The organism is Nocardia wallacei, assembly GCF_014466955.1.
Taxonomy (GTDB): domain Bacteria; phylum Actinomycetota; class Actinomycetes; order Mycobacteriales; family Mycobacteriaceae; genus Nocardia; species Nocardia wallacei.
Window position 1 is genome coordinate 7,182,148 of the sequence record NZ_AP023396.1, and the last position, 16,346, is coordinate 7,198,493.

The following is a 16,346-nucleotide window of genomic DNA, read 5'->3' on the forward strand; positions in this document are numbered from 1 at the left end:
GACTACCCCACCCACCGTCCGCCGGTCGCGAAAGCGACCGGCGGGCATACTTATCCGCCCAGCTTGCCCGAAACCTCGTGCAGCAGTTCCATGATCCGGTCCGCGGCCTTGCGGCGGTTCAAACTCGCCACCGCTTGCCGCGCCGAATCCAGCGCGCCCGCACCGACATTCGGTTCGTGCAGGCCGTAGTGCCGGTTCCAGCGCATGGACGGCAGATCCTGCCGCCCGCCGACCTTGGGCCCCAGCGCCAGCAGCCGCAGGCCGTTCTCCCGATCGGTGTCCGTGGCGAGCAGATACGAACCGATCGCGCAGGCCACCGCGCCGAGCTGCGGCAGGTCGTAGAACTGCGCCAGCCGGACCGCGGTGGTCTGGAAAATCTGCCGGGGCAGCACGGGAACCTCGGCCAACCGGTCGTGCAGTACGTGCGCGTCGAGCACCGCCGCGGCCACCATGATGTCGCCCGGCCCCGGCGACGCCTCCATGATCGGCCAGGAGAACAGCTCCAGCGACCGCCGGAACATGCGCAACCCGCGGTCGGTATCGCCTTCTGCCAGTTCGAGTTCCGCGAGGCCCGCGACCACCGTCCCCCGGCGGTGATTGGGATGCTCCACCGGCGCCTCGGGATCCAGCCCGTCCCCGACGACACCCAGCGCGAACATCAGCTCCGACCGGGCCTGTGCCGACTGCCCGGCGCCGATCAGCGAGACCGCCAGATAGCTGCGGATCTCCACGGCCTCCTCGTAGCAGCGCAGCAGCTGGAGCAGTTCCGCGGCGCGCCGGTAGTAGTCCGCCGCGCGCCGGTAGTGCGCCGCCTGGGCCGCCATCTGCCCCAGGTGCTGGCAGGCCATCGCGGTTCCCCAGACGTCCTGGGACTCGGTGAGTTCCAGGACCCGCCGGGCGTCCTGGATCGAGCCGTGCATGTCGCTGCCGTTCTCCCGCAGGTTCGCGCGCAGCATCAGGGCCAGCGTCCGCACGCCCGGGTCGGCATCGCGGCCGCCCTCGGCCAGCTTGCGGGCCAGCACGCGCGCGTCGGGCGCCAGGCAGATCAGTTCGCCGAAGTACCGCAGCATGGGGCTCGGTCCGTTACCGGAGCGCAGCAGCCGCCGGACCCGCACCCGCACGGTGGCCAATTCGCGCAGGCTCGCCTCGGCGAACAGCAGATGAGTCCCGGCCAAGGCGTAGGTCATCATTTCGAGGTCGATCTCGGCCGGGCTGCGCGGTCCGGCGGGTGGTGGCACCGGCAGGGTGCGCGGCGCCCAGGTCATCAGTTCGAGGTGCGCGCCGCGCATCACCCACAGCGTGCCCGCCAGCGGGAAGACGGTGTAGGCGGTGGCCGCGTCCCGCCGATCCACCGCGAATCGCAGAATGGCGACCAGATTGTCCAGCTCCGCGGCGACCGACAGCACCACGCGGACCTGCTCGCCGGTCGGGTAGCGGCGGGCGGCGTCGAGCGCGAATTCTCTTGCCCACCCGCACATCCGATCCATCACGAGGTCGGCCTCGCCGGTTTCGGCCAGTTGCTCCTCGCCGAACTCCCGGACCGTCTCCAGCATGCGGTAGCGGGTCGGGATCTCGTCGTCGTCGGCCAGCACGGTGAGCAGCGATTGGCTCACCAGACCCTCGACCGCGCCCACGGGATCGGCGACACGGCCCGCCCGGTTCGGGGCCGGGCAGCCGTCCGGGGTGACATCGGGCCCGGCGACGACGGATTCGGCGGCCGTGAGGGTGAATCCGGCCGGGAACCGGCACAGCCGCCGCAACGCCACCTGCTGTTCGGGTTCGAGCAGATTCCAGCTCCACTCGATCACGGCGTGCAGGGTGCGGTGCCGCTCCGGCGAGGTGCGATCGCCGCTGCGCAGCAAGGCGAACCGATGCTCGAGCTTGGCCTCGATCTCCTCGACGCTCATGGTGCGCACCCGCGCCGCCGCCAATTCGATGGCCAGCGGCAGACCGTCGAGGGTGCGGCACAGCCGCGCGACCGTCTCGGGATCCAGCCGCACCGACGGCCGCACCGCGCGGGCGCGGGCGATGAACAGGTCGGTGGCGGGTGAGCCGTGAGCGTCGATAGCCAAGGGCGGCAGGGGATATACCGTCTCGGCGGTGATCTCCAGCGGTGCGCGGCTGGTGGTCAGCACGGTCAGCTGGTCGCACGCGCCGACCAGGTCCGCGACGACCGCCGCGACCGCGTCGATCAGGTGCTCGCAGTTGTCGAGGATGAGCAGAGTCGGCCGCAGCGACAGCGCCTCCCGGAGCCTGCGATGGCCGTCGATCGTCGGATTCGGGCGCAACACCTTTGTCTCGCGGGAGTATTCGCTCATGCCGAGGGTCGCGCCGATGGCGGCCTCGATCTCGGCGCACGTCGCGGCCGACCCATCGGGGTCCGCGCGCAGCGAGGCCAGCTCGACCAGCGCGACCGCCTGCTCCTCGGCCACCCGGCCGCCCAATTCGTTTGCGACCCGGGTCTTTCCGGTGCCGCCCGGGCCGAGCACGGTGACCACCCGGGACTCGGCCAGCAGTCCCTCCAGGGCGTCCAGATCGGCGGCGCGGCCGAGCAGCGGATTCGGGGCGGCCCGCAGGCCGATCGCCGACCGCGCCGACCGGGACGCGGCGTCCTCGCCGGGCAGCGGGATCAGCGCGTGCTGTGCGGAGGAAACCCGTTGCACGCCGGTGAGTTCCGCGCCGGGCCGGGCCGCCCGCGGCGCCGGAGCGCCCGGTAACGGCTCGCCGCGCAGGATCGCCATGTTCAGCGCGATCAGGGCGGGCCCGGGGTCGGCGCCGAGTTCCTCACCGAGCCGCTTGCGCAGTGCGGCAAAGACTTCCAGCGCCTCGTTGGCTCGCCCGTCGGTGGCGAGCAACCGCATGAGGGTGGCGTGCGCGGGCTCGTCGAGCGGGTCCGTGGCGGCGTTGTGACGCGCGAGGGCGAGGGCGCCGGGCACATCGCCGAGTTCCTCCCGCGCGCTGAGCTCCAGCGAGTCCAGCGCGGCCCAGCGCGCCGCCGCGACCTCGCGCACCTCGTCGGCCACCAACCCCGGCGGCAGATCCGAGCCCGGTTCACCGCGCCACAGCGCGCGGGCCTGCGCCACGGCCGACAGGCAACCGGGTGCGTCGCCGGCGTCGAGCAGGTCCCGTGCGTGGTGTTCCAACCGTCCGGCGCGGCCGAGGTCCACCTCGTCCGCCGCCAGGCTCAGCCGGTATCCGGCCGGGCCGATCTCCAGTGACCCGTCCGGCAGCGCCGAACGCAGCCGGGAGACCTGGGTGTGCAGCGCGTTCATCGGCGCGCGCGGTGGCTGTTCGCCCCAGACGTCGTCGATCAGGGCCTGCGCGCTGCGGCTGCGGCCGGGGTGCACGGCCAGCGCCGCGATGAGCAGCCGCGCTCGCGCTCCGGGCACCGCGGTGAGTTCGGCGGTCCGGCGCACGGCCGTCTCACCGAGCAGCGCCACCCGGACCGGCGGCGCGGGCACACCGGAGGCCCGATCCGGACCGGACCGGGTGTGCGTCGTCCCGGCGCCCGCGGAGCCGTTGTGATCAGGAAGCATGCCGTCGCAATCGTATGTGAGCGGTCGAACGAATTTCGGGTACGCGGCGCTGCGGTCGATGCTCACCATTGTCCGTCACGCCCCGATCCAGTATCCGATATATCGGCATAATGCTACCGATATACGCGGCGAGTATCCACCGTCCGCCGGTCCGTACCGCGCATTAGGCTTCGCTCATGGCAAGTGCTGCACAATGGCTCGAAGGCGCCCGTCCGCGCACCCTCCCCAACGCCATCGCCCCGGTCCTGGTCGGCACCGGCGCGGCCGCCTCGCTGGACGGCGCGGTGTGGTGGAAGGCGCTGCTGAGCCTGCTGGTGTCGCTGGCCCTGATCGTCGGCGTGAATTACGCCAACGACTACTCCGACGGCATCCGCGGTACCGACGACGACCGGGTCGGGCCGCTGCGCCTGGTCGGTTCGGGCGTGGCGAGCCCCGCCGCGGTGCGCGGCGCGGCGATCGCGAGCCTGTCGGTCGCCGCCGTCGTCGGCCTGGTGCTGGTGGCCACCACGGCCTGGTGGCTGCTGCTGGTGGGCGCCGCCTGCCTGGCCGGGGCGTGGTTCTACACCGGCGGCGCGAAACCCTACGGCTACAGCGGTTTCGGCGAGATCGCGGTGTTCGTGTTCTTCGGCCTCATCGCGGTGCTGGGCACCGAGTTCGTACAGGCCGAGCGGGTCGACTGGGCGGGACTGGTCGGCGCGGCGGCGGTCGGCGCCTTCTCCAGCGCGGTGCTGGTCACCAACAACCTGCGCGATATCCCGACCGATTCGGTCACCGGCAAGACCACGCTGGCCGTGCGCCTCGGCGACCCCCGGACGCGCACCCTGCACCTGGTGCTGCTGGTGCTGCCGTTCGTGGCGACGCTGCTGCTGGTGGCCCGCACCCCGTGGGCACTGGCCGGGCTGCTCGCGGCGCCGCTCGCCGTGCGCTCCAACACACCGGTGCGCGGCGGCGCGAACGGCCCGGGACTGATCCCGTCGCTGCGCGACACCGGGCTGGCGATGCTGGCCTGGTCGGTCCTCACCGCGCTCGCGCTCGGGATCGGCTGAACCCGGCCGGGCCGCTAGTCCTTGTCCGGCACCAGGATTCCGAGAATCCAGTTGACCAGGGTGATGATGATCGCGCCGAGCACCGCCGCCCAGAAGCCGTGCACGCGCAGGCCGTAGTCGGTGGTCTCGGTGATCTTCGCGGTCAGCCACAACATCAGGGCGTTGATCACCAGCAGGAACAGGCCCAGGGAGACGATCACCAGCGGTAGCGACAGCAACTTCACGATCGGCTTGACCAGGGCGTTCACCAGACCGAAGACGATCGCGACGGCGAGCACCACCACGATCTTCGCACCGGTGCCCTGGTCGGCCGGGCTGACCAGGTCGATATTGCCGACCCAGGCGGCGGCGAGCCAGATCGCGACCGCGTTGATGATCAGGCGTAGCAAGAGGGCCATGGCGCCATGCTAATGGTCGCCACGCCCGGACACCGGGCGTAGCGACCACGCCGCGGCCGCGCATGTCGTCAGGCCGCCCGCTCCAGCAATTCGTGGACCGCCTGCCGCAGCGCCCGGATGCCGTCCTCGCCGCCGAGCAGCGCGCGGGTCCGGTCGTTGGGTGTGCGCAGCAGGCCGAGCAGCACGTGGCCCGCCTCGATGCGGTCGGCGCCGCCCGAGATCGTCTCGCGCAGCGAGAGTTCCAGCACCTTCTTGGCATTCGACGTGAACGGGATGTGGCCGAAGGTCATGCTGCCGCCCAGCGGGAACCACCGGCGCCGGGGCTGCTCCTCGGCGGGTATCGCCCGCTCCAGGGCATCCTCGCCGAAGGTGGCCTCCAGGCTCTCCCGGACGGCCCCGAGATCGATGCCGATGGAGCGCAGCGCGGCGGCGTCCTCCTCGCCCAGCGGCTCACCCGCGGAGTCGGACCCGCCCTCCCCGTGGTCGCCCCGCAGCTCGTCGCGCAAGCCGTCAGCGGTGATGCCGTTGTCGGACAGCACCTTTCGCAGCCCCGAATCGGGCGCTGCGGCGAGGCCCAGTAGCAGGTGCTCCACATCGATACTCGGAGAGCGCAATTCGCGCGCCTCCTCCTGTGCCACGACGACCGCGTGCCGCGCCGGCTTGGCGAACTTCTCGAACATCAGCGGATACCGCCTCTCCGGTTGTACTTCTGGTGGACCGCCTGGCGGCTGACCTCGAGCGCGTCGGCGATCGCCTGCCAGGACCAGCCCTGTTCCCGGGCATTGGCCACCTGGATCGCCTCCAGCCGTTCGAGCAGCCGACGCAGCGCGAGCACCGCGCGCAGCCCGACCTTGGGGTCCGGACTGCCGGCGGCGGCCGCCAGCGTTGTTGCTTCACTCATGAACGTCAATTTACGTTGACACTCGGGCCACGTCAACGCAAGTTGACATCTTGGGGAAGTCGTTCGCCGACAGCGGAACCGGAGTGCCGCGGCGCGGGTTCGGGTCTAGTGCTCCTCGCCGCGCATGCGCGCGCGCAGCTGGGCCTTGTCGGTGCGCCGCTTCTCGTCGACGGCCGCGATGTCCTCGTTCACCCGAGCCCGCAGCCGCTTGAACAGCACCAGCGACAGCGGCATGGCGACGATCAGCGCGAACAGCAGGGCCACGATCAGCGGGATGTCCACGCTCAGGAGCCGGGCCAGCACCACGATGACGGCGGCGATGGCCGCGACCAGCACCAGCCGGGCCAGGGTGTAGAGCGCCAGGTTGCGCGCCAGCCGCCGGCCCGCGGGGGCCGGAGCGGGATCGGCCGGGGCGCCGTCCGGTCGAGATGCGTCACTCACGGTGACCAGCCTAGGCGACGAGTGCGCGCGGCCGAGCCGGCCGGTGTCCGGTTCACCCGTAGTCGCCGCGAATTCGCTGGACCGCACCGAACGAGCCGCTACCAAGCCGTACGTATATCCGATTTGTCTATTACTTCCCCTTTACCAAAGTTAGATCATTCGAGTACGTGGGGGGTTTGGTGCAACGATGTCGCTATCTGATGAGGGATCTGTCGATTACGGAAAGGTTTGCGAATGACTGCGATCACCGCGGCGAGCCGCACGTTGGGTTCCGTCAACGGCCAGGAGACCCTCCTGACCCCTGGCCAGGTAGCGGCACTGTTCCACGTCGACCCGAAGACCGTCACCCGGTGGGCGCACGCCGGGCGGCTCGGCTCGCTGCGCACTCCCGGCGGACACCGTCGTTTCCGCGAGACCGAGGTGATGCAGCTGCTCCGGTCGCTCACCACGGAGGCGACCCGGGCCTGACCCACTTTCCGGTGTCTGCGGTGCCGCAGGTACGGACACGGATTACCCTCGATGGCAGGAGGTGAGTGACGTGACGTACCTGTTGGCACTCATCGCGGTCGTAGCTGTCGCGGTGCTGTGCTGGAAGGCGTTCGGGCCGGAGCGTTCGCGGCGACTCGGTGCCGGTCCGGCGCAACGGAATCGAATCATCGGACCCGACGACGACCCCGATTTTCTCTGGCGTATCTCTCGCCCACATCACGACGGCGATCCCGGAAACGATCGCTGATTCTCATTCGCCGCGCGTAATTCACACCCTCGGCGCGTAGCAGTGCTCCAGCGCGCCGAGGGCCGCGGCGACGGCCGCGTCGGTCGCGGGCAGCAGCGGCAGCCGGACGGCCGGGCTCGGAATGCGGCCCTGCGCGGCCAGCACACCCTTCATCACCACCGGATTCGGTTCCGCGAAAAGGGCTTCCGCGAGCGGCGCCAGCAGGTTGCCGAGGTGCCGGGCGCGCTCGATCGGGCCGTCGCGCCACGCGGTGGTCATATCCACATACGCCCGCGGCGCGACGTTGGCGCTGGCGAGGATGGCCCCGCCGGCGCCCAGCGCGAGCATCGGGGCGGCGTAGAGATCGTCGCCGATCAGCACGGCCACGTCGGCGGGGCAACGGCTCAGGAACGCGATGGTGGTGGCGTCGATCGCGCCGACCGCGTGCTTGAAGCCGGCGACACCGGGCAGTTCGGCCAGGCGGCACAGGGTTTCGACGCCGAGCTGACAGCCGGTGCGGTAGGGAATGTTGTAGATCAGCACCGGCACCGGGCTCGCGGCCGCCAGGCGCCGGAAATGGTGCACCACACCGGCTTCCGAGGGCCGGGTGTAATACGGGACGACGGCCAGCACGGCGGAGACGCCCGGTGCCAGGTCGGCCAGCGCGTGTGCCGAGTCTGCGGTCGAATTCGATCCGGTGCCCACGACCAGCGGCGCCTGGCGTTGCGCGCACACGGCGGCGCAGATATCGATGACGCGTCGGCGCTCGTCGGCGGTCAGGGTCGCGGGCTCACCCGTGGTGCCCAGCGCGACGATTCCGGACGCGCCCGCGTCCAGCGCGTCGTGGGCCAGGCCCTCCAGCGCCTCGGCCGCCAGTTCGCCGGTGGCGGTGAACGGCGTGATCAACGGGACGAACAGGCCGGTGAATGTCATGCCCCCAGCCTCGTCGTCACCACGCTTCACGTCTATTACACGTTTCTGCAAGCAAGGTTAAGCTGAAGTTATGCTCGATGTCCGACGCCTGCGACTGCTGCGTGAGCTGGCGCAACGCGGCACGATCGCCGCCGTCGCGCAGGCGCTGGCCTACACGCCGTCGGCGGTGTCGCAACAGTTGGCGGCGCTCGAGAAGGAGGCCGGGGTGCCGCTGCTCGAGCGGACCGGGCGCAGCGTGCGGCTCACCCCCGCCGCGGTCCGGCTGGCCGATCACGCCGAGACCATCCTCGCGGTGCTGGAGCAGGCGTCGGCCGAACTGGCCACCGGCCGTACCGAACTCACGGGCACGCTGCGTATCGGGGCGTTCGCGACCGCGGTGCGGACCATCCTGTCCCCGGCGCTGGTCGCGCTGAGCCGCGACCATCCGGGCCTGGAACTGCTCGTCTCCGAACTGGATCCGGTGAACGCACCCGCGGCGCTGCGGGCGGAGTCGCTCGACATCGCGCTGGTCCAGGAGTACGACTACGTGCCCGCCGCGCCCGAAACCGGTTTGGACACCGAGCCTTTCCTGGAGGAGACGATCTACCTGGCCGCCCCGACCCCCGAGCCCCTGGCCGAACACCGCGATTCGCTGTGGATCGCCGGAATGCCCGGCACGCTGTGCCACCTGATGACCGTACGCGCCTGCGAGGCGGTGGGTTTCACGCCGCGCATCCGCCACCACGCCGACGATTTCGGCACCGTCCTCGCCCTGGTCGCCGCGGGACAGGGGGTCGCGCTGGTCCCGGAGCTGGGCGCCCTGAACATCCCCGGCGGCGTCGCACTGGTCCCCCTGTCCACCCGCCGCCGCACCCGCCTCGCCTACCGCCGCGGCACGGGCTCCCACCCCGTCGTCGCGGCCGCCCGCGCCGCCCTGCACGCCTCCTGCGCGACCCTGCCGTCCAGGCAGGCGGCCGAATGACGGGTCAGGGCCGGTTCCTGCGAAGCTGCCAGATGAGCACTGCGGGGACTCCGGCCGCGGCGGCGCGTGCCGCTTCGGGGACCAGGGCGGCGAGGGACCAGGGCCAGACTTCCCAGGGACCGGGGTCGGTGCTGGGGTCGGGAGTGGTTGGGGGCGGGGGCATTACGGGCTCGTCGCAGCGTTGGACCGTGAACCCCGCGGACAGGGCGGCGCGCAGTTGATCGCCGACGCGGTGCGGGTAGGAGCGCAGGCGCGCCGCGGTGCCGTCGGAGCGGCGCACCGTCGGCAGGTGGGTGCGGGCCACCTGTTCGGGGTGCACGTCGGTGATCAGCGCATACCCGCCCGGCCGCAGCACCCGGGCGAATTCGCGCAGGACCGGGTGCGGGTCCGGCACGTGCGAGAGCGCGAGGGAGCAGGTCAGCACGTCGACGGAGGCGTCGGTAACCGGTAGTCGGGCCAGGTCTCCGAGCCGGAAGTCCGCCTCGGGCAGTCGCTTTCGGGCATGGTCGAGCATCTCCGGTGAGCTGTCCACGCCGAGCACCCGATGCCCGCATTCGGCCAGCACGGCCGCGACCCGGCCGGTGCCGCACGCCGCGTCGAGGGCGATGCCCGGCGGGAGGCTTCCGGCGAGGTCGCGGACCATCGGCTCGTCGAACCCGAACGCGGGGTTCGGGCCGTCGTAGGTCTCAGCCCAAATGCCGTAGCCTTCAACGGTATTCACGTACTCGACCGCGATACCGTCACCCAGCCCGTCCGCCGCGAGCAACCGGCGGACCTCCGCGATCCTGGCCTCGGTGAATTCCCGGCCGTACTCTCCCGCGAACGCGCGCAGCAGCGCGAGCCCTTCCAATCCCAGCGCGTAGGCCAGCGGATTCTCATACGCCATGCCGGAACGCTAACGAGCGCCCCACCGCGCCATCCAGCGAATTTCAGGCACCCCTCGATCCACCGCCCGTCACAGCACCGTTATCCGAGCCGGCTGCCGGATCGAACCGTCGCCCGCGGAGTCCGGGCCACCTCGCGGCGTAGGCTCCGGATATGGAAGCGATCTTTGCGAACAGCTACGGTGATCCCGATGTTCTGACGCTCGGCGAACTTCCAGCTCCCAAGGTGGGGCCGGATCAGGTGTTGATCCGGGTGCGGGCCGCGGGGGTCAACCCGGTCGACTGGAAGGTCCTCGCCGGATATCTCGATCCGATGATGTACGCCCATTTTCCGCTGATCCCCGGCTGGGACGTCGCCGGTGTGGTCGAACAGCTCGGCGCGGACGTGCCGGAGTATCAGGTCGGCGACGAGGTGATGGGGTACGTCCGCCGCGACGAGGTGCAGCACGGCACCTATGCCGAGCTGGTGGCCGCGCCGGTCCGGACGCTGGCGCGCAAACCGGCCGCACTGACCTGGCAGCAGGCCGCCGGGCTGCCGCTCGCGGGGCTCACGGCGTATCGGTCGCTGGAACGCGTGGGGCTCTCGCCGGGCGAGACCGTCCTGGTGCACGCGGCATCCGGTGGTGTCGGGTCGCTGGCCGTGCAGATCGCCGTCGCGCGCGGGGCCCGGGTGATCGGCACCGCCAGCGAGCGCAACCACGATTTCCTGCGGTCCCTCGGCGCGGAACCGGTCACCTACGGCGACGGCCTGGCCGAACGGGTGCGCGCGCTGTCCGCCGACGGCATCGACGCCGCGGTCGACTTCGCCGGGAGCGGTGTGATCGACGTGTCCCAGGACCTGTTGCACGACCGTTCCCGCATCGCCTCGATCGCCGACGGCACCGTGGGCGAGAAGGGCGGGCACGTGGTGTGGGTGCGCCCCTCCGCCACCGAGCTGACCACCCTGGCCGATCTCGCCGACGCCGGAAAACTCACCGTTCCCGTCGACACCGTCCTGCCGCTGTCCGAGGCGGCCCGAGCCCTCGAGCACAGCAAGAAGGGCCGCGCCCGCGGCAAGATCGTGCTCGAGGTCAGTCAGTAGTTGCGGATGGCTGTGCACAGGTCCTCGCGCGGCCAGAAGCCGTGGACACCGGGCAGTTCGGCGAGGTAGGCGAGGATCTCGGCCGTGCACCAGGCGTGCGATTCCCGCAGGCCCGCGGCCAGCATGGCGAGGTAACGCGGGGACGGTTTGCTCAACCGGACCGTCTCCGGCTGCCAGGGCGAGGTGATGGTCAGCACCGGATATCCCGCCGCATCCGCTACGCGCAGCAGGGTTTCGTAGCGGCCGTCGCCGAGCCGGGTGCTGCCGTGGCGGGTCAGCTCGGCGAGGTCCAGGCGCGGCCCGGTGCCCGGCACTCGGTACATCTCTTGTGCCAGTAGGTCTTCGAACTGCTGGACGGTCAGCAGGTAGCCGCGCGCGGCCGTGCCCGCGGGCCACTCCGCTTCGGGGCGGTCGGCGTAGAAGGCGACGCCGCCGGTCCAGACCGGGCTCTCCCAGGCGAAATAGATCGTGCCGGGCAGCGTGAGCGGACGGCTGGCCCGCGGTGGCGTCGGATCGCGGAATCCGGGGTAGGTGCGTGGGGTCCCGGGCGGATTTCCGCCGCGGCGGTAGTAGTCCAGCCGCCGCGCGAACAGGTTCGACCCGTACGCGGCGTACCACACGTATCCCGCCGACGCCATGGCTCCGGATTCTACGGAAAGGCTGGGGTGTATAGTCGAACTCGACTAAACGAACTCGACTATCGGAGGACGTCTTGGAGCGACCGCTGCGCGCCGTGAGTTCCCCGCTGACCGTGGCGGTGCTGACGCTGCTCGCGGAGCGGCCCCGCCACCCGTACGACATGAAGGTGACGCTGCGGGAGCGGCACATCGCGGCGACGGTGAAGATGCGCGGCGGATCGCTCTACGACACCATCGCCCGGCTGGAGCGCGCCGGGCTGCTCACGGCGACGGAGACGTCGCGGGCCGGGGCACGGCCGGAGCGGACGGTCTACGCCATCACCGAAGCCGGGCGGAAAACGCTGCGGGAGTTGATCTCCGAGTTCATCGGCGAGCCGATCAACGAGTATCCGCGTTTTGTGGCGGGACTGGCGCATCTGGCGGTGCTCACCCCGGCCGAGGCGGCGACATTGCTGCGCCGCCGGGCCGATCACCTGGCCGCCGAGGCGGAACGCGTCACCCAGGAAATCGCTGTTGCCGTAGAGGTTCTGCCTCGAGTCGTGCTGCTGGAAATCGAATACGCCCAGCGCATGCGCGAATGCGAAATCGACTGGCTGCGGCATACCGCCACCGACATCGAAAACGGCCACATCGCCTGGCCGGAGCCCGAGACCCCTTCCAGCCCAGTGCAAAAGGAGAACAACCCATGAGCAACACCGATATCGACCGGATGCGCCGCCGCCTCAAGCCGTTCAACAAGGTGATCGTCGCACTGCAGCGGGCGGGATTGGCGCTGGGCACCATGCGCGTGCTCTCGGTTCCGGGCCGCAAATCCGGCGAACTGCGCACCACCCCGGTCTCACCCTTGACCGTGGACGGAATCACCTACGTCGTCGGTGGTTTCGAGCAGGCGGACTGGGTGAAGAACGCCCGTGCCGCAGGCTGGGGCGAACTGGCCAGAGGCCGCCGCCGCCACCGAGTAATCCTTACCGAACTCCCCGTCGAAGAACGCGCCCCCATCCTGCGAGCCTTCCCCCGCGAGGTCCCCCACGGCGTCCAATTCTTCGTCAAAACCGGCGTGATAACCTCCCCCGACCCCGATTCCTTCGCCGCAGCCGCCCCCCGCTGCCCTGTCTTCCGAATCGACCGGGCCCCCGAGGAATAACGCGCTAGAAGCCGAGAACTCGACGAAGCGCTTCCGCGTCGGCGCGCAGCGCTTCTTCGGGAATCTTCGAAAACCCGCCCGCTTGCGGCACCAACGGAAACGGCAACCCCGGCCTGGGGTCATTGTCTCGATACCGCGGCAGCAGATGGGTATGAAGATGCGGGACGGTATTACCCAACGTCTCGTAGTTCATCTTCAACGGCCGATAGTGCCCCGCCAGCGCACGAGCGACAACCATGACCCCTCGCCAGTACTCGTCCGATTCCGTCTCGGACAACTCGTACGGCTCGTTCACATGCCGCCCACGCCAGATGACCACGGTATACCCGCGCTGAACGTCGGCCCGCTGCAAGGCCGCATCGACATTCCGACTGCGATAAACAGTGATGCCGTACTCATCGGATTCCCCCCGCTCCGAATCGCACATCCCACACCCGATCCCCCGAGCCAGCCCATCCCAATCAGCGGGCCACACGCCACTCATCCGTTCCCCCGGGTAGACGCCTCTAGTTCAACCCAGCGTAGCTGTGCAAGCCGCTGACCACGATGTCGATGATGTTATCGGCTACGGCACCAACAGCAGCTGACCGGCCTTGGATCGCACAATCGAGAAGTGCTTGCGGTCCAGCGTCGCCACGGCGGTCACCGGGAACCGTTCAGCCACGGCAACCACGGACGCATCCACCGTGCCGAGCGGCAGATCGGAGTACTTGCCGACCAACTCCCGAATGCGCTCGAGGTCTTCGGTGGTCGTGTCGACCACGGTGTACGCGCCCTCCGCCACATCATGCAGAAAAGCCAGCTCGGCTGCCGGGCTCCGGTTCGGCCGACACGACGCCCTCACTACGGAACGTGCGCCGCCCCGACTTTCGCACCAGCTGACGCAACAGCGCGGCCGCGGCCGGCACCTGATCATCAGGCACGGCCTCCGCCAGCCGAACCAGCTCCTCATGAGTAGTACTCATGACCCAAGTCTATGCCGCCGGGCCGGACGCCTCGTCAGTTCAACCCAGCGTAGCTGTGCAAGCCGCTGACCACGATATTGATGATGAAGAGGTTGAAGAGCATGGCTGTGAAGCCGGCGACGTTGATCCAGGCGGCCTTGGTGTCTCGCCAGCCGGAGGTGGCTCGGGCGTGTAGGTAGGCGGCGTAGACGACCCAGGCTATGAAGGAGACCGTTTCCTTGGGGTCCCAGCCCCAGAAGCGGCCCCAGGCGGATTCGGCCCAGATGGCGCCGAGGATTACGCCGGCGCCGAACAGGGGGAAGCCGACGATGGTGGTTTTGTAGGCGAGGCGGTCGAGGGCGCGGGCGTCGGGGAGGCGGCGGGCCAGGGCGCCGACGATGTTGTTCGATTCCTGGCCCTCGGGCTGGCGCAGGCGCAGCAGGAACAGCAGGCTCGCCACGCCCGACAGCATGAAGATGCCGCTGCCGATGCTGACGATCGTCACGTGGATGGGCAGCCAGAACGACTTCAACGCCGGAACCACCGGCGCCGCTTCGGCATACAGCACCTGCCCGGCCAGGAACATCAGGATCAACACCGGCACCAGCAGGAAGACCCACATCGAGCGGTAGCGCCGCTCGTGCATGAACACCACGCCCGTCACCGCGGCCGCGGCGGTGGCCATCGTGATGAACTCGTACATGTTCCCCAGTGGGAACCGGTGAGTCGCGAAGCCGCGCAACACGATCGAGGCCAGGTGCAGGCCGATCGCCACGAAGAGCACCGCGAACGCCATATTGCCGAGCCGCTCCGGCAGGGGTCGCGCGGGCGATGCCTCGACCCGGCCGGGCACCGGGCCGTCCCCGGTACCCGCGCCACCCACGCTCACGAGCTCCCGATCGGTCGTCACCCGACTGCGGGCCGAGGCGTACTGCACGATCAGCATCGCCAGCACCAGGACGTAGATGACCCACGCCGTCTTGAAGGCGAGATTGCTGTATCCGGCGAGAGTTTCGTCGATCGTCATGGTCACTCTCTCGTGCTCTCGGTCCGCGCGGTGGGGGTGCTGTCCAGCAGCCGTGCTCGCAGACGGTCGAATTCGCCGCCCCAACCCGCCTGGTCGGTGCGGGCCAGACCGCCCATCTCTACTACGGTACGTCGTTCACCATCGGGCCGGTCGTCGGGGTAGGCGCGCAACCAGATCCGGCGGCGCTTCACCAGTAGCGACACCAGCAGTCCGGCCATCATGGTCAGCGCGCAGGCCAGCACCCAACCCTGGGCGGGGTCGTGCGACACCTGGAGATTCGCGTACTGCTTCGCCCCGTCGAAGGTCACCTTGGTGCCGTCGGAGAGGGTGGCCGATTCGCCGGGCCGCAGATTGACCCGCTGCTCCTTGGTCAGGCGGCCCTGCTTGATCATCTCCGAATCCAGCGCGAACAGCGACTGGGCACGGCCGGTGTCCAACCCGGTCTCGCCGCGGTAGATGTCGATGGCGACCGCCGGATCGGTCAGCGCGGGATACGAAGAGGTCAGCAGGTTGCCGTGGAGCAGGGCGGTCGGCGCGAACAGGCCCTCGATCGCGATCTGGTGCTTGCGGCGCTCCTGCTCGGTGCCGAACATGCCGCCGGGCGGGTCGAAGCGCATGACGCCGCTGGAGAGGAAGGTCGTGCCGTCGTCGGGGCGCCACTGCGTGGTCTCGGTGCGCGTCTGCCCGTCGGGGTAGGTGACGGTGAAGGTGGGAGCGTAGCCGTGACCCTGCAGGTAGACGCGGTCGCCGGAGACCCGCAGCGGGTGGTTCACCTGGATCGTGGTGTCCCGCCAGGTGTCGCTCGCGAGATCGGCACCGGCCTGGTAGGAGATGTCGGCGGTGAACATCTCGGCCTGGCCGTTGGGGAGGTAGTCGGCCCGGAAGTCCTTGACCCGCACGCACATCGGCGCGAGCCCGGTGCCGTCGTTGACCCGCCCGGCGCGGAAGGAGTCGAACGCCGCGGTCGAGGTGGTGCAGAAACCCGGGCCGTTGTCGGCGACGACGATCACGCTGCCCTCGTACCCGAACAACCGCCCGGCCGCGATCGCCACCAGCAACCCGACCAGAGCCAGATGGAAGACGATATTGCCCAGTTCGCGGAAGTAGCCCTTCTCCGCGGACAGGGTGACCTCCTCGGCGGAAGGCCGGGCAAGGTGAGGCGAGCGGGTCACTCCCTCGGCATGCTCCGCCCCCCGCCGCACCCGACGCTCGACGACCCGCCAGCCGCGAAGTTCCGCGCGGGCCTTGGCGATCACGTCCTGCGCCGAGTCCGTCGTGGTGGTCGAATAGTGGTGCGGCAGGCGGATGAGGTTGCGCGGGGCGCGTACCGGCGGGGTGCGCCAGGCCTTGTAGTGGTCGAAGACCCGGGGCACGATGCAGCCGACGAGCGAGACGAACAGCAGCACGTAGACCGCGGTGAACCAGAAGCTGGAGAACACGTCGAACAGCTGCAACCGGTCCATCCACGGTCCGAGGGTGGACCGGTCGGCGATGTACTTGTCGACCTTCTGCGTGTTCAGGTTGCGTTGCGGCAGCAGGGCGCCGGGGATGGCCGCCAGCGCCAGCAGGAACAGCAGCATCAGCGCGGTGCGCATACTGGTGAGCCCGCGCCAGGTATTGCGCAGCAGCGCGACGGCGCGGCGCGGGAGCGATTGGCGGGGCGGACGGGCGGGGGCGGGGGAAATCGTTGCGGTCAT

The 16,346-nt window shown here is 70.0% G+C and carries 20 protein-coding genes; 7 read left to right on the forward strand and 13 right to left on the reverse strand.

All coding sequences use genetic code 11. The features are described from left to right. Window positions 1-50: 50 nt before the first annotated feature. Window positions 51-3,536 carry an AfsR/SARP family transcriptional regulator gene (locus NWFMUON74_RS32180; protein WP_187685464.1) on the reverse strand — a complete coding sequence of 1,162 codons (3,486 nt, stop codon included), beginning with the start codon at window positions 3,534-3,536 and terminating at the stop codon, window positions 51-53. Window positions 3,537-3,712: 176 nt separating this feature from the next. Between NWFMUON74_RS32180 and NWFMUON74_RS32185 the strand changes: the two genes are divergently transcribed. Further along, window positions 3,713-4,582: a 1,4-dihydroxy-2-naphthoate polyprenyltransferase gene (locus NWFMUON74_RS32185; protein WP_187685465.1), complete on the forward strand. Its 870-nt coding sequence runs from the start codon at window positions 3,713-3,715 to the stop codon at window positions 4,580-4,582. 14 nt (window positions 4,583-4,596) lie between these two features. Here NWFMUON74_RS32185 and NWFMUON74_RS32190 read toward each other — a convergent pair whose 3' ends face one another. From NWFMUON74_RS32190 to NWFMUON74_RS32205, 4 genes are all read right to left on the reverse strand, one after another. Further along, complete coding sequence (locus NWFMUON74_RS32190) at window positions 4,597-4,980, reverse strand: phage holin family protein (protein ID WP_187685466.1); 384 nt, start codon at window positions 4,978-4,980, stop codon at window positions 4,597-4,599. 68 nt (window positions 4,981-5,048) lie between these two features. Then, complete coding sequence (locus NWFMUON74_RS32195) at window positions 5,049-5,660, reverse strand: Clp protease N-terminal domain-containing protein (RefSeq protein WP_187685467.1); 612 nt, start codon at window positions 5,658-5,660, stop codon at window positions 5,049-5,051. Beyond that, window positions 5,660-5,881 (reverse strand): helix-turn-helix domain-containing protein, encoded by a 222-nt coding sequence (locus NWFMUON74_RS32200; RefSeq protein ID WP_187685468.1) that lies wholly within the window; start codon window positions 5,879-5,881, stop codon window positions 5,660-5,662. Before NWFMUON74_RS32200 ends, NWFMUON74_RS32195 begins: the two co-directional genes overlap by 1 nt. Before the next feature lie 105 nt (window positions 5,882-5,986). Next, window positions 5,987-6,322, reverse strand: coding sequence for a DUF4229 domain-containing protein (locus NWFMUON74_RS32205; RefSeq protein ID WP_187685469.1), 336 nt, complete (start codon window positions 6,320-6,322; stop codon window positions 5,987-5,989). 234 nt (window positions 6,323-6,556) lie between these two features. Here NWFMUON74_RS32205 and NWFMUON74_RS32210 point away from each other — a divergent pair, with 234 nt between their 5' ends. Both NWFMUON74_RS32210 and NWFMUON74_RS32215 read left to right on the forward strand, forming a co-directional pair. After that, the gene (locus NWFMUON74_RS32210; protein ID WP_187685470.1) at window positions 6,557-6,790 is read left to right on the forward strand and encodes a BldC family transcriptional regulator; all 234 of its coding nucleotides are present in this window, start codon (window positions 6,557-6,559) and stop codon (window positions 6,788-6,790) included. A gap of 70 nt (window positions 6,791-6,860) precedes the next feature. Beyond that, on the forward strand, window positions 6,861-7,058 hold the full coding sequence (locus NWFMUON74_RS32215; protein ID WP_187685471.1) for a hypothetical protein: 198 nt from the start codon (window positions 6,861-6,863) through the stop codon (window positions 7,056-7,058). A gap of 21 nt (window positions 7,059-7,079) precedes the next feature. Here NWFMUON74_RS32215 and dapA read toward each other — a convergent pair whose 3' ends face one another. Continuing rightward, the gene (dapA, locus tag NWFMUON74_RS32220; protein WP_187685472.1) at window positions 7,080-7,970 is read right to left on the reverse strand and encodes a 4-hydroxy-tetrahydrodipicolinate synthase; all 891 of its coding nucleotides are present in this window, start codon (window positions 7,968-7,970) and stop codon (window positions 7,080-7,082) included. Window positions 7,971-8,040: 70 nt separating this feature from the next. Here dapA and NWFMUON74_RS32225 point away from each other — a divergent pair, with 70 nt between their 5' ends. After that, window positions 8,041-8,931 carry a LysR family transcriptional regulator gene (locus NWFMUON74_RS32225; RefSeq protein WP_187685473.1) on the forward strand — a complete coding sequence of 297 codons (891 nt, stop codon included), beginning with the start codon at window positions 8,041-8,043 and terminating at the stop codon, window positions 8,929-8,931. A gap of 4 nt (window positions 8,932-8,935) precedes the next feature. Here NWFMUON74_RS32225 and NWFMUON74_RS32230 read toward each other — a convergent pair whose 3' ends face one another. Then, complete coding sequence (locus NWFMUON74_RS32230; RefSeq protein WP_187685474.1) at window positions 8,936-9,817, reverse strand: class I SAM-dependent methyltransferase; 882 nt, start codon at window positions 9,815-9,817, stop codon at window positions 8,936-8,938. A 152-nt stretch (window positions 9,818-9,969) separates the two neighbouring features. Between NWFMUON74_RS32230 and NWFMUON74_RS32235 the strand changes: the two genes are divergently transcribed. Beyond that, window positions 9,970-10,896, forward strand: coding sequence for an NADP-dependent oxidoreductase (locus NWFMUON74_RS32235; RefSeq protein WP_187685475.1), 927 nt, complete (start codon window positions 9,970-9,972; stop codon window positions 10,894-10,896). Here the strand turns inward: NWFMUON74_RS32235 and NWFMUON74_RS32240 are convergent. Beyond that, on the reverse strand, window positions 10,890-11,534 hold the full coding sequence (locus NWFMUON74_RS32240; protein ID WP_187685476.1) for a histone deacetylase: 645 nt from the start codon (window positions 11,532-11,534) through the stop codon (window positions 10,890-10,892). The two genes, NWFMUON74_RS32235 and NWFMUON74_RS32240, sit on opposite strands and share 7 nt — an antisense overlap. Before the next feature lie 74 nt (window positions 11,535-11,608). On the opposite strand from NWFMUON74_RS32240, the gene NWFMUON74_RS32245 reads away from it, so the two are divergent. Both NWFMUON74_RS32245 and NWFMUON74_RS32250 read left to right on the forward strand, forming a co-directional pair. Beyond that, on the forward strand, window positions 11,609-12,223 hold the full coding sequence (locus NWFMUON74_RS32245; protein WP_232110703.1) for a PadR family transcriptional regulator: 615 nt from the start codon (window positions 11,609-11,611) through the stop codon (window positions 12,221-12,223). Continuing rightward, window positions 12,220-12,678: a nitroreductase/quinone reductase family protein gene (locus tag NWFMUON74_RS32250; protein WP_187685477.1), complete on the forward strand. Its 459-nt coding sequence runs from the start codon at window positions 12,220-12,222 to the stop codon at window positions 12,676-12,678. The genes NWFMUON74_RS32245 and NWFMUON74_RS32250 overlap by 4 nt, the downstream gene beginning before the upstream one ends. A gap of 4 nt (window positions 12,679-12,682) precedes the next feature. On the opposite strand, the gene NWFMUON74_RS32255 is transcribed toward NWFMUON74_RS32250, so the two are convergent. From NWFMUON74_RS32255 to resB, 5 genes are all read right to left on the reverse strand, one after another. Then, on the reverse strand, window positions 12,683-13,105 hold the full coding sequence (locus NWFMUON74_RS32255) for an HIT family protein (RefSeq protein ID WP_187685478.1): 423 nt from the start codon (window positions 13,103-13,105) through the stop codon (window positions 12,683-12,685). Between the two features lie 138 nt (window positions 13,106-13,243). Further along, entirely contained in the window at window positions 13,244-13,522 is a 279-nt protein-coding gene (locus tag NWFMUON74_RS32260) for a PIN domain-containing protein (RefSeq protein WP_197986939.1), read from the reverse strand. Next, window positions 13,464-13,643 (reverse strand): hypothetical protein, encoded by a 180-nt coding sequence (locus NWFMUON74_RS35785; protein ID WP_197986940.1) that lies wholly within the window; start codon window positions 13,641-13,643, stop codon window positions 13,464-13,466. The genes NWFMUON74_RS32260 and NWFMUON74_RS35785 overlap by 59 nt, the downstream gene beginning before the upstream one ends. A gap of 34 nt (window positions 13,644-13,677) precedes the next feature. Next, complete coding sequence (ccsB, locus tag NWFMUON74_RS32265; protein WP_187685480.1) at window positions 13,678-14,649, reverse strand: c-type cytochrome biogenesis protein CcsB; 972 nt, start codon at window positions 14,647-14,649, stop codon at window positions 13,678-13,680. A gap of 2 nt (window positions 14,650-14,651) precedes the next feature. Next, the gene (resB, locus tag NWFMUON74_RS32270) at window positions 14,652-16,346 is read right to left on the reverse strand and encodes a cytochrome c biogenesis protein ResB (RefSeq protein ID WP_187685481.1); all 1,695 of its coding nucleotides are present in this window, start codon (window positions 16,344-16,346) and stop codon (window positions 14,652-14,654) included.